At 25.6% G+C, this 12611-nt stretch carries 12 protein-coding genes; all 12 read right to left on the bottom strand.

From position 1 onward, the window contains the following. Window positions 1-177 precede the first annotated feature (177 nt). The 12 genes from glmM to BGI41_RS03035 all read right to left on the bottom strand — a co-directional run bounded on the left by glmM (window position 178) and on the right by BGI41_RS03035 (window position 12485). Complete coding sequence (gene glmM, locus BGI41_RS03090; RefSeq protein ID WP_088538781.1) at window positions 178-1527, bottom strand: phosphoglucosamine mutase; 1350 nt, start codon at window positions 1525-1527, stop codon at window positions 178-180. A 21-nt stretch (window positions 1528-1548) separates the two neighbouring features. Continuing rightward, the gene (locus BGI41_RS03085; protein WP_088538780.1) at window positions 1549-2787 is read right to left on the bottom strand and encodes a 2,3-bisphosphoglycerate-independent phosphoglycerate mutase; all 1239 of its coding nucleotides are present in this window, start codon (window positions 2785-2787) and stop codon (window positions 1549-1551) included. A gap of 354 nt (window positions 2788-3141) precedes the next feature. Then, window positions 3142-3840, bottom strand: a complete 699-nt coding sequence (locus tag BGI41_RS03080; protein ID WP_088538779.1) for a TIGR00297 family protein — start codon at window positions 3838-3840, stop codon at window positions 3142-3144. 234 nt (window positions 3841-4074) lie between these two features. Then, on the bottom strand, window positions 4075-4650 hold the full coding sequence (locus BGI41_RS03075; protein ID WP_088538778.1) for a 30S ribosomal protein S3ae: 576 nt from the start codon (window positions 4648-4650) through the stop codon (window positions 4075-4077). A 457-nt stretch (window positions 4651-5107) separates the two neighbouring features. Next, on the bottom strand, window positions 5108-5443 hold the full coding sequence (locus BGI41_RS03070) for a NifB/NifX family molybdenum-iron cluster-binding protein (RefSeq protein ID WP_088538777.1): 336 nt from the start codon (window positions 5441-5443) through the stop codon (window positions 5108-5110). 85 nt (window positions 5444-5528) lie between these two features. After that, complete coding sequence (locus BGI41_RS03065; RefSeq protein ID WP_088538776.1) at window positions 5529-6098, bottom strand: flavodoxin family protein; 570 nt, start codon at window positions 6096-6098, stop codon at window positions 5529-5531. Between the two features lie 11 nt (window positions 6099-6109). Next, on the bottom strand, window positions 6110-6304 hold the full coding sequence (locus tag BGI41_RS03060; RefSeq protein ID WP_088538775.1) for a ferredoxin: 195 nt from the start codon (window positions 6302-6304) through the stop codon (window positions 6110-6112). 239 nt (window positions 6305-6543) lie between these two features. After that, window positions 6544-7302 carry an S-methyl-5'-thioadenosine phosphorylase gene (gene mtnP, locus BGI41_RS03055; protein WP_088538774.1) on the bottom strand — a complete coding sequence of 253 codons (759 nt, stop codon included), beginning with the start codon at window positions 7300-7302 and terminating at the stop codon, window positions 6544-6546. A 12-nt stretch (window positions 7303-7314) separates the two neighbouring features. Then, the gene (locus tag BGI41_RS03050; protein WP_088538773.1) at window positions 7315-8763 is read right to left on the bottom strand and encodes an RtcB family protein; all 1449 of its coding nucleotides are present in this window, start codon (window positions 8761-8763) and stop codon (window positions 7315-7317) included. Between the two features lie 378 nt (window positions 8764-9141). Then, complete coding sequence (locus tag BGI41_RS03045) at window positions 9142-9612, bottom strand: archease (RefSeq protein ID WP_088538772.1); 471 nt, start codon at window positions 9610-9612, stop codon at window positions 9142-9144. A gap of 784 nt (window positions 9613-10396) precedes the next feature. Then, complete coding sequence (locus BGI41_RS03040; protein WP_158211963.1) at window positions 10397-11137, bottom strand: carboxymuconolactone decarboxylase family protein; 741 nt, start codon at window positions 11135-11137, stop codon at window positions 10397-10399. A 232-nt stretch (window positions 11138-11369) separates the two neighbouring features. After that, window positions 11370-12485, bottom strand: coding sequence for an ORC1-type DNA replication protein (locus BGI41_RS03035; RefSeq protein ID WP_088538770.1), 1116 nt, complete (start codon window positions 12483-12485; stop codon window positions 11370-11372). Between the last annotated feature and the right edge of the window lie 126 nt (window positions 12486-12611).

Genomic DNA, 12611 nt, shown 5'->3' with positions numbered 1-12611 from the left:
CAATAAAATAAATAAAAAAAATAGAACACTTAATATAAAAACAATAAAATAAGTAAAAAAATTAAAAAAAATAATATAATTAATATAAAAAACAATAAAAATAAGTAAAAATCAAAAATTAATTGATTTATTTAAACTAAAAAAAAATACAAAAAAATATTTAAAAATTAAGAAAAATTAAGATAAATTAGATTTAATTAATTCAATAGATTTATCTTTAATTTCTTTTGCTTTTTCTTCAGTTTTTGCTTCTAAAGTTATTCTGATATAATTTTCAGTCCCTGATGGTCTTATAAGTACCCAACTACCATCTTTAAAACTTAAACGTACCCCATCAATAGTATTTACATCATCAAAATCATCAAAAGTATCTTTAAGTAATTCTTCCATGTTTTCCATTATTTTAACTTTATCTTCTTTTGAACATGTAACTTTTTCACGAATATTTGGATAATCAGGCATTTTACCAAGAAGTTCAGAAAGTGGACCTTCATGAGATACAATATCAGCAAGTCTTAAACCAGATAATAAACCATCTGGACACATACAGAAATCAGGATGTAACCATGTTCCAGAAGGTTCACCACCAAAACTACCATTATTTTTTAAAATAGAATCAGCAACTGCAACATCACCTACAGGAGTACGTAAAACTTTTCCACCAACAGCAGCAACTTCTTCATCTATAACCATACCTGCATCTACAGTAGTTACTACAGTACCTCCAAATTTAGATGCAACAAGTGCAAGAAGTTTATCAAAGTCAACAACTTTACCTGTTTCATCTACAGCCATCATACGATCAGCATCACCATCATGTGCAATACCTAAGTTTGCTCCAGTAGCTTTCACTACTTTTTTAAGAGATCCTAAGTTTGCATCATTAGGTTCAGGATTACGTCCTGGGAAAAATCCATCAGCTTGTGAATTTAAAGTAATAACTTCACATCCAGCACGTCTAAATACAATAGGAGATATTTCACTACCTGCTCCAGATGCACAATCTATAACAACTTTAAATCCTGGTTTAATATCGACCATACTTAATAAATCATTAATATAAACTTTTTTAATTTCATTATTTTCAGATATTGAACCTATTTTATCCCAAGAAATGTTAATATATTTTTTATTATAATAAATATCTTCAATTTCTTTTTCTTGAGCAGGAGTATATGCCATACCATTTTTATTCCATAATTTAATACCATTATATTTTGAAGGATTATGTGAAGCAGTTATCATTACACCTGCATCTGCAGATAATTTTTCAGTAGCATAACCTACAAGAGGAGTTGGAACCATTCCTAATTTAATAACATTAACACCACTTTCAATAAGACCTGCAGTAATAGCTTGATCTAACATTTTATTAGTAGTTCTAGTATCATAACCAAGTACAACATTACCTTCATTACCAAGATAACTTGCAAGAGATTTACCTACATTTAATGCAAGTTCTGCTGTAACTTCAGAACCAATTTCTCCCCTAATTCCAGATGTTCCAAATAAAGTTTTATTTACCATATTAAAACCTCAAAGGATTATTTAAGCACCAAATTTATGAGAATAATTCATTAAATCTAACATAATATTCATTACATCACTGCCTCTAATTCTACAGAGACCTCCTTTATAAGTTGAAAATTCATTGTATTCACATACATCATCAGTTCTTACTTCAGGACCTCTAATTAAGATAGGTACAGGATCTCCAGTATGATTTTTAACTGAAATTGGTGTTGAATGATCTGCAGTTAAAAAGATATAACAATCTTCAAGTTTTAATAATTCACTCATTACTACTTTATCAACTTTTTCAATAAATTCTAATTTTTGTTTTGTATTACCATCATGTCCTGCTTCATCTGCACCATCAATGTTAATTAAAAAGAAATCATGCTCAGAATTATTTACTTGGTCTACAATAGTATCTCTAATATTTTCAAGATTAGTGTCTACTCCACCAGTAACATCATCCATTTCAATAATATCCATTCCTGCAAAACGACCAATACCCATAATTAAACCAGTTTCTGCAATACATGCAGAATTTACTTCATATTTATTATTGAAAGATTCTACATCAGGAACTTCTCCAGCACCACGAGGAATAACAACATTAGCAGGAGGTAAATCATTTTCAATTCTTTCAAGATTCACTGGATGATTTTTAATCATATCATATGTTTTCATAACTATTTTATTAACTAAATCTGCAGTTTTTTTAGCTTCTTCAGTATCATCTAAAGCAACAACTTTAGCAGGAGCTTTACCTTCAACTTTAGGATCTGCATCTGAAACATTACCAGATAAACCTTCACCTCTAAGTACTAAAACTGCACGATGTCCAGTAGATTCTTTAAATATTATTTTAACATCTTCATAACCTTCAATTACCATTTTATTTAATGTTTCAACAAGATCTTTTGTACCTTCCCTAATTCTACCAGCACGTCTGTCAGTTACAATACCATTTTCATCCATAGTTGAAAAATTACATCTAAATGCAATATCTCCTGGAATAACATCTAATCCAACACCAGAAGCTTCAAAAGGACCCCTTCCAGTATATACTTCATATGGATCATATCCTAAAATAGAAAGATGAGCAGTATCACTTCCAGGTCTAATACCTGGAGCAATAGAATCCATAATTCCTGTTATACCTTCTTTAGCCATTCTATCCATGTTTGGAGTATTAGCTGCTTGAAGAGGAGTTTGATTATTAAGTTCTTTTAAAGGACGATCTCCCATACCGTCCATTACTAATATTAATCCTTTCATTAAAAATCACCAATATAAAATAAAATTACTATTTTAAATAGTAAATTTATGATTAAAAAAAATCATAAAATAAATATTATAAATATAGATATTGATTTAAAAACATATAAAATTTATTTAAAAAAACATTGAAAAAAATATAAAATTTAATAGATTATCAAAATTCAAATTAAAAAAAAATATAAAAATAAAATTTAAAAAATAATTTTTATTAAAAATAGCTAAAAAAACATCAACAAACAAAATAAAAATAAAAATCAACTAAACAAATAAAATAAATAGAAATAAAAACATCTAAAACAAGAAAAATAAAACCTAAACAACTAAAAAAACAAGAAAAATAAAAAAAAATATTTAGAAACAACAAACAATTCCAACAATAGCTCCAGTAATAGTAGCTAATAAGTTAACATGTTCATTTGTTAAATAATTACGGTTTTCAAATAAAGCCCCTAATAAACTATCCATAAAACAACCTACAGTACCTGAAATTATAGATATTTTAAGTGAAATCCAAATATCTGGTAAAACACCAAGTAAAAATGCAGCAATACCAATAATTGCAGCACCAATAATACCAGCAACAGTACCTCTAACAGAAACTGCACCATTAGTACCTGGTTGAACTTTTTCAAAACTAGTGATTAAACGAGGGACTGAAAGAACACCAATTTCACTACCTAATGTATCTGAAGTTGCTGTAGCAATAGCACCTATAAAACCACCAACAAATGGAAGATAATAACCACCAAAAGCAGCCATTACAAATGCTACAACTCCATTAGAAATAACATTCTTAGCAGTACGTCTACCTTCAAATTCACCAAGTCTTTTTTTATAATCCTTTGAATAATAAGTTGCAGCAATTCCCATAATGAAAAATAGGACAATAATTAATAACCAATTTAAACCTGCAGATAATAATATGACAATACCCATAATTATCATACAGACAGAACCTAAGAAATCTAATGCTTTTCTTTTATAAATAAAAGCCCCTAAAATAAACAATATTATTACAGAAATAACATTTATCCATATTTGTCCAGTCATAAAATCACATTTCAATAAAAATTACTTAAACTTATGTAATTAATTAAATATAAAATTTTGTTTTAATATAAAAAATAATTGAAAAATAGACTAAAAAATAAAAAATAAAATAGTTTATAATAAACAATTAATAAAATTTAATAAAAAATTTAATAAAATAAATAAAAATAAAAAATAAAAGTTTTTAAAAAACTAAAAACTTTAATTAAATAAATAATAAAGTTTTAACTAAATCTAGTTAAAAACTTTACTTTTAATAATTTCTACTCTATTAAGAGGGTAGATTTTTTTAGCATTATGATAAATTTCAGAAGCTAATCTACCATTAGTTAAAATTTCAGTGAATTCTTTGAAAGATTTTTCACTAGCAGATTCAGTAACTAAATTTTGAATAGTTTCTCTCATGAATTTTTGTTGAGAAGATTTAGCTCTTTTATTAGTTACAGCTAAAACATGAACTTTAATATCATGATCATCTTTAGTTTTTGCAATAACAATAGAATCAATTCTACTAGTACCTCTTCTAATCATACTTCTAATACGGTCAGAAGTGATTTTATGTCCTGCAAATTTAGTATTTGCTACTTTTCCTGCAACATTATCAATTTCAAAATTTAATTTGATGTATTGTTTTGAGAAATCGCCAGTTAATTCCCTCATAGTAACATCAACAGATCTTCCAATTAAAAATTCAGGATCTCTAGCAGGAGTTTCTCCAATTTCTTTATCATCAAATTCAACAGGTGCTTTAATAGTATACCATACTTTTTCTCTCCAAGTATCACGTACTCGACGTTTAGCTTTTGCCATCTTATATCATTCCTCACAATAGTTTTTTGTTAATCCATTAGTTATATAAGAAATTTTATTAATTAATTGATAAAGTTAGATACGGCTATCTAACATGATTAAATTTTGAATATCAGTATTGTAAATATCATATATACTAATAACTAGATTTTCAATTTTTAAAAAAAGATAAATAACTTATCTTGAAAAAGAAAATTTCTACAATAATTATAGAATAAAATACAAATTAAATATATAAAAAATTAACTAGAAAACCTAGTACTCTAAATAAAGAGAGTTATATCTTTAAAATAAGATAAATAAATTAATTAAGTTTCCAATTTACAATTTAACTGATATGGGCTCTGCCCATCTTAATTTGAAAATATTTTGAAATAAAAGTTTTAAAAGTTTAAAACCCGCCCTAAAAGGTTAATATAATTTTTAAATTTAATAATATATAAAACTTTGTTTAAATTCAAATATTTAAAGGTTTATTCATAAATTTATAATGATTAACATATCTTTCTAAAACTTCATTAATAGGACCTTCATCTTGATAAACTTTAATTCCTTTTTTATCTAAACGCATTTTAGATTTAAAACCAATTTGAACACAAATAACAACATCAACATCAGATAAAAGCTTTACAATTTTTACACCTTGATGTCTTCTATCTTCATCGATTTCAACTTCACGTTTTTCAAGAAATTCAGTAGTTTCTCCATTAAAATCATAAATATATAATGTTTTTGACTTACCAAAATGTAAATCAACATCTTTACCATTTGATGATGATACAGCGATTTTCATAAAAAGTACCTCAATAAATTAAAATTTTAAAAAAACAAGTAATAATCAAAAATTAAAAAAACAAGTAAATAATAAAAATAAAGATTTAATCTTTAATTTTATTAATTAATTTTGCAACATTATTTGCAAATAATTTAATTGTTGCAATTCCATCTTCATCATCTTTATAAGCACCTTTAGGGCCAGCGAAAACCATATTCCAGTAATTACTTCCAGGAATAATCATTTCATTAATGATAAAGAACATTGACATTTCTTGTAATGTTAAAGTTAATCCACCACGTCTTGCAACAGTAATTGGTCCACCAACCATCCAAGATAAGAATTTATCATTACCACGGGAAAGTTTACCAATTCTTTGAAGAGCAGCCATTATATCTCCACGAGCAGTACCAAAGTATACTGGAGCAGCAGGAATAAAACCATCAGCTTCTCTTAATTTATCTGCAATTTCATTAATTCCATCATCAAAAACACATTTACCAGTTTCACCACAGGATCCACAAGCAATACAAGAGTGAATATTTTTATCCCCAATGTTTATGATTTCAGTATCAAGACCATTAGCTTCAATCTCTTTAGCACAAATTTTTAAAACACTCATAGTATTTCCATCAGCACGTGGACTACCACATAAAAGTATAACTTTTGAGATAAAAAAGCCTCCTAATCATCTTTAACTACAATACATTCATTAGGACATAAATCTACACAAGTTTCACATAGACTACACTCATCTATATCAACAGGAGTAACTTTACCATCTACCCATTGTAAAACTTCCATAGTACATAAATCTACACAGTCTCCACATTCATCTTCGCCATCACATTTATCATGATCTATTGTAATTGTTACCATAAAAATCACTTCCTCTAATATAATATAAAAATTCTATAATTTAAATTTAATTTAACAAAACTTATATATAATATTTTTTTTATTTCTTAATAAATATTTAGTATATAATATAATAAATAATATAAAAATTTTAATTTTAAGTAAAATTCTAAAAATAAACTTAAATAAGAATAATATAATTATATTATAGAAATTAAACTTAAATAAGCTTAAAATTAAAATTTAACCATGAATAAAACTTATTCTAATGAATGATGACATTCACAATCATAATCATCATCTAATGAAAGAATAGTTCTATAAATTAATGCTAAAAGACTTTCTTTTTTCTGAGCCATAATTTCTCCAACTTCTTCAAATGTTAATTTAGTTGGAGAGATTGAAGTTCCAAAATTACTAACAACACATATTGTTTCATAACAAATACCCATTTCACGTGCAAGTACTGCTTCTGGAAGGCCAGTCATTCCAACAATATCTCCACCAATAATTTTAAACATTTTAATTTCTGCAGGAGTTTCAAATCTAGGACCTTCAGTACAAACATAAGTTCCATGAGATATAACAGGACAATCTTCAGTTTGATTATCATATATTGCTTTTCTAAGTCTTGGACAATAAGGTTCAGACATATCAATATGAATAACTTGATTATCAAAGAAAGTTCTATCTCTTAATACTGTGAAATCTAAAAAATCATCTGCAAGTACAATAGATCCTGGAGGCATTTGCATATTAATTGAACCTACTGCATTTGTTGATATAATTTGATCTACACCACAATCTTTTAAAGCTTTTATATTTGCTTTATAATTTATCTTATGTGGAGGAGTTGTATGTCCTTTATGATGACGAGGTATAAAAACAACTTTTTTTGATTTAATACTTAATAAAGATACATTAACAGACCCATATTCAGTGTTAACAGTTTTTTCCTCAACTGAATCTGCAAGTTCAGTTATTTCTTCTACTCCACTACCACCAATAATTCCTAACACACAATCACCTAATTATCCTTTTGTTACTGCAAGAGGTGTAACTTTTGCTACAAGTTTTGCAATACCTGCCATATCAGATGTTTTAACTACACTATCAATATTTTTATAAGCACCTGGAGCTTCTTCAGCAAGAACAGGACTAGTATTAGCTTTAACTACAATTCCTTTACTTTCAAGATCTTTTTCAATACCTTCAGGAGTGAAATCTTTTTTAGCTTGAGTTCTAGATAATACTCTTCCTGCACCATGAGCAGTTGAACCAAATGTTTCTTCCATAGCAACATCAGTACCATGAAGAATATATGAAGCAGTACCCATAGTTCCTGGAATTAAAACAGGTTGACCAATACTACGATATTCTTTAGGAACTTCTATTCTACCAGGACCAAATGCTCTTGTTGCACCTTTCCTATGAACATAAACATCCTGACTAAATTTTCTAATTTTATGATTTTCTTTTTTAGCAATATTATGTGCTACATCATAAACAATACCCATATTCATATCAGAAGCAGATTGGTTAAATACTGATTCAAATGATTCTCTTACCCAATGAGTCATCATTTGTCTATTAGCCCATGCATAATTAGCAGCTGCATACATTGCCCTTATATAATTTTGAGCTTCGATAGAATCAAGAGGAGCACATGCAAGTTGTCTATCTGGAAGATTAACTTCATATTTTTTATATGCTTTATCCATTAATCTTAAATAATCAGAACATACTTGATGACCACAACCACGTGATCCAGAATGAATCATAACAGTTATAGTTCCAGGAACAATACCAAATGCTTTAGCAGCTTCTTCATTATAAATTTCATCAACTTTTTGAACTTCTAAGAAATGATTTCCAGATCCAAGAGAACCTAATTGAGGAATACCTCTACTTTTAGCTTTATCTGAAACAACAGATGCATCTGCATCTAACATTCTACCATTTTCTTCTAAGAATTTTAAATCTTCATCCCATCCATATTCATTTTCTACAGCCCATTCAGCACCATAGTTTAAAACATCATCAATTTGATTTTGTTTAAGATGAACTCTTCCTTTACTTCCTACACCAGATGGAATATTTTTAAATAATACATCTACAAGTTCTTTAAGTTTAGGTTTTACATCATCTTCAGTAAGATTAGTTCTTATTAATCTTACACCACAATTAATATCAAAACCTACACCACCAGGACTTATAACACCATTTTTAGTACTAACTGCACCTACACCCCCAATACTAAAACCATAACCAAAATGAATATCAGGTAATCCTATAGAATATTTTTGAATTCCAGGTAAACAAGCTACATTAGCTACTTGTTCAAGTGAACCTTCATCAATAGTTTTAAACCCTTCATCATCAATATATATTCTTCCAGGAACTCTCATAGCTTTTTTATAACTACTTGGAATTTCCCAAACATTATCACGTACTTTTACAACTTCATCTTTAATACTCATATAATCACTGTAAATTTTAATAGAATAATCGTTAAAATAATTAAAAATACTAGTCAAAATTTAAATTATTTAAAATATCAATACTCTCAATATTTTATTATAATATAATATTGATTACATAAATACTTAATAGTTATTATACTTAGAAATTAAAAATATATAAAAAATAATATATAATGTAGTTAAAAAATAATAAAAACTAAAAATAATTATTTCATTAACTAAATCAATAAACTAAATACTAGAACAAGAATTAAAACAAAATAAAAACTAAAAAAATAAAAAAAGAAGAATTAAAATAAATAATCAAAATAAAAACTAATTTATGAAAATAATAACTCTTAAAATAAAAAATTAATTTAATATTAATTTAAAATTTTATAAATCAAGTATGACACGTGTCATAAAATACTCATTTTTCTCAAGAACTTCCATCATATGGAAAGTTATTGCTTTAACTTCAGATCCTCTTTGATGTTTATTCCAATCCATAGATTCTCCTTTAACTATTCCTTTTAACTTATATGGATTTTCTAGATTTTTATCTCCTTTTATTATTGAAATATTAAAATCAGAAAATAATACAAAATTAACATCAGATAAAAATAGTAATTCTTCTAAATAATCATAAAGTAAAGAAACTAAATCTTCAGATTCAACTTCAATATTAAATTCTTCATTACATTCAACATTTGATGTATTAGAAATAACATTAAACATTGCTAGACCAGAATTTTCAAAAGATTCTTCTAATGTTTCTCCATAAGCAAAAAATCCAATATCTGCAGTAACATCGAAAAATTCATATGGTTTATTTAATTTAATTTGATATTCATTGTTTAAGGACATAATAACACATTACTAAAAATTTTAGATAAAACTTAAAATTAATTTTTTATTTATAAATATTAATTTTCAAATGGGGTCTCGGTTTTTCTTTATATATCATTTTCAACACTATTAAAAATAGAGAGTGATTAAAATGTTTAACAATACTGATACAAAGTTAAATGCAGATTTAAGAAAAAAAAACTACACTTTATGATGTAATAGTATTCAATGATATAAATATTCAATCTTGCATGGTAATACTAATGGTTTTATTAGTATTGCTTATTACTGTACTATCTATTATTAAAGTATAATATTAAAAAATATTTGTTAAAATTCGTCATAACAAATACATACCAAACCCTTTATTACTTTAATTAACTATTAGTATTCCATGCATAATTTAGTTAACTATAGCTTTAAACATTAAAAATGCCTTAAAAAATTTAAAAACCTATAATTATTTAACTAAATTAAATAGCAATAAAGTAATAAAGTAATAGATAGATTAACCAGCATAAGAAATTATGCTAATTATTATTCAATTAGTATAATAAGTAAATAAACTTATTATACATATTATTTTAAAATTATTTAAAAATATAATAAAACAATATTTAATATCATTTTAATTTATTTACTTAAAATAAATTATATTAATATATACTTCATTAAAGTTTTAATAATTAAAAGCCACAAACCTAAAAAATCATATTTATATAAATGGAGTATATATTAAAAACTTAAAAAAATAACTATTTTTAAAAATTATTTTTTATAACTATAAAAAACTAAAATAATTTCATTTATTATCACAAACTTCATTAACTATTGCAAGTGCATTATGTACTCTTGGAAATCCGATATAAGGTACAAGTGCAGAAATAGTGCTAATTAAAGTTTCTTTATCATTACCTACTTTTAAATTACCTTTAACATGAATTCTTAACTGATTTTCACATCCACGTAATGACAAGATAAATGTAAATGAAATTAATTCTCTATCTTTATCACTTAATCCATTTCTTGCATAAAAATCACCAAAAGCAAAACCAGAAATAAAATCCCAAATATGTTTCTGACCTTCAGGAGCATTTTCAATACTTGAATCTATAAAATCTCGACCAAAATTATTAGCCTGAATATCATAACCTACTTTTACTCTATTTTTTCTATTAGTTGTTGATTGTTTAGGAAGTGGTAGATTTATATTAAGATCTTTAAAAATATCATTTGTTTTATTTAAAAAATCATATACTTTTGCAAGACCAATATAAGGTATTGATTGATATAATATTTCTTTGATTTCAATAGGAGTAATTCCTGATTTAATTAAAATTTCAGAATACTGATTTAAAGATTGATTTGAAATTAAAGTTGCTAAAGTTACAAGTAATCTAGATCTTGTAGATAAATTACAATTTTCAAATACATCATGTAATAAAAAATTATCTAAAATTTCTACTAACTCTGGATCAGAATATTTTAAATCAGGATTATAATTTGATATTAATTCCATGTTATTAATATTTAAATCACTCATAAAATTCACCATAAATAAAAAAAATAATTAATTCATTGTAATTTTATATAAAATGGAATATGCAATTAATTGGAATAGATTTATAAATAATAAAGCAGTATAAGCTAAAGTTCCACTAAACTCATTAATTTCAATTCCATAGACTAATGCTATTATTAATGCAAATAAAACAATAATATTACCTAATAAAAGTAATAAAGAAAAATATAATAAAAAAGTTTTAAATTAAAATTTAATTAATATTACGAATATCTTCAGGATTAAATCTTAATAATATTTGTCTTGAATTACCTCTTACACCTTTTCCAGTAAGTTTAGTATCTATTAATCTTAAAAATTCTAATTTATCTAAAGTTCTATTAAAAGTTGCATAACTTAAACCAGTAACTTCCTTAAACTTTTTAGATAAATCACCAGCAGTTAAAACTTCATCAGAATCTGCAACTATTTTTAATAATTGTCTTTCTACATCACTTAAAGATTTATAAGTTTCAATAAGATTTACAGAAACTTGTTTATTTTTAGCTTCTTCTAAAAATTCTTCAGTAACAACTGGACTTGCATTAGCCTCAGCAATATTTCCACAAACTTTAAGTAAATCAATACCTACCCTTAAATCCCCACTATCTAAAGTATAATCAGTTACCTCTTCAAGAATTTCATCAGATATTACACCTTCATAAAAACCATGTTCTACTCTTTTTGATAAAATACTTAATAATTCAGAACGACTGTATGGTGGAAAAACAATATCATGTGGAATAAATACAGTATTAACATTTTTATCTAATGCATATTTAAATTCTAAATCAGAAACAATAGCAAAAACACCAGTTCTTACTCCTGGAAATTCCTCATAAGCTCTTAAAATATCATAAAATATTTTATTTGCTTGATTATTCTGAAATAGATAATTTACATCATCAAATGCAACCATTAATGCTTTATCTTTATCAACTAAATAATTCATAACTTGCTTATAAATTCTTGAATAAGGAACTCCAGTTTCAGGAGGTTCATGACCAAAAATTTTCTTAAAAATTTGAGAAAAAATACTAAAACGAGTTGTATGAAGTTGACAATTAATATAACAACAAACCACTTTATTAGTTGATTCTTCAACAATATCAAAAACTCTTTTAACAGCAGTAGTTTTACCTGTTGCACAAGATCCTAAAATAACTGCATTAGTTGGACGGCCTCCCCTTAAAGCTGGTTTAATATCCATAGCCATAGCTTCCATTTGTCTATCCCTAAAATCATAATTTTGAGGACTATAATCTGGATTAAACACATTTATATTTTTAAAAACTGTTTCATCATACATTAATATATCCTTAATTCCCATAATTTCACTTCCCAGCTAAATTCATACAAAATTAAAATTTAATAAGATTTCAAGAAGTTTTATAAAAAAATATAACTTAAATAATAATTTTTTTAATAAAATTATAAGTTAATAATAAATTTTATA

This window comes from Methanobrevibacter sp. 87.7, from assembly GCF_002208625.1.
Taxonomy (GTDB): Archaea; Methanobacteriota; Methanobacteria; order Methanobacteriales; family Methanobacteriaceae; genus Methanarmilla.
The sequence above is the reverse complement of the archived record's forward strand: the minus strand, read 5'-3'. Positions and strand labels throughout refer to the sequence as shown.

What these genes read in the sequence shown, in the direction of transcription:
- BGI41_RS03045 (WP_088538772.1), bottom strand. Translation starts at nt 9,612, where the DNA reads ATGTCCTTAAACAATGAATATCAAATTAAATTAAATAAACCATATGAA.
- BGI41_RS03080 (WP_088538779.1), bottom strand. Translation starts at nt 3,840, where the DNA reads ATGACTGGACAAATATGGATAAATGTTATTTCTGTAATAATATTGTTT.
- BGI41_RS03035 (WP_088538770.1), bottom strand. Translation starts at nt 12,485, where the DNA reads ATGGGAATTAAGGATATATTAATGTATGATGAAACAGTTTTTAAAAAT.
- BGI41_RS03060 (WP_088538775.1), bottom strand. Translation starts at nt 6,304, where the DNA reads ATGGTAACAATTACAATAGATCATGATAAATGTGATGGCGAAGATGAA.
- BGI41_RS03050 (WP_088538773.1), bottom strand. Translation starts at nt 8,763, where the DNA reads ATGAGTATTAAAGATGAAGTTGTAAAAGTACGTGATAATGTTTGGGAA.
- glmM (WP_088538781.1), bottom strand. Translation starts at nt 1,527, where the DNA reads ATGGTAAATAAAACTTTATTTGGAACATCTGGAATTAGGGGAGAAATT.
- BGI41_RS03085 (WP_088538780.1), bottom strand. Translation starts at nt 2,787, where the DNA reads ATGAAAGGATTAATATTAGTAATGGACGGTATGGGAGATCGTCCTTTA.
- BGI41_RS03070 (WP_088538777.1), bottom strand. Translation starts at nt 5,443, where the DNA reads ATGAAAATCGCTGTATCATCATCAAATGGTAAAGATGTTGATTTACAT.
- BGI41_RS03040 (WP_158211963.1), bottom strand. Translation starts at nt 11,137, where the DNA reads ATGAGTGATTTAAATATTAATAACATGGAATTAATATCAAATTATAAT.
- BGI41_RS03075 (WP_088538778.1), bottom strand. Translation starts at nt 4,650, where the DNA reads ATGGCAAAAGCTAAACGTCGAGTACGTGATACTTGGAGAGAAAAAGTA.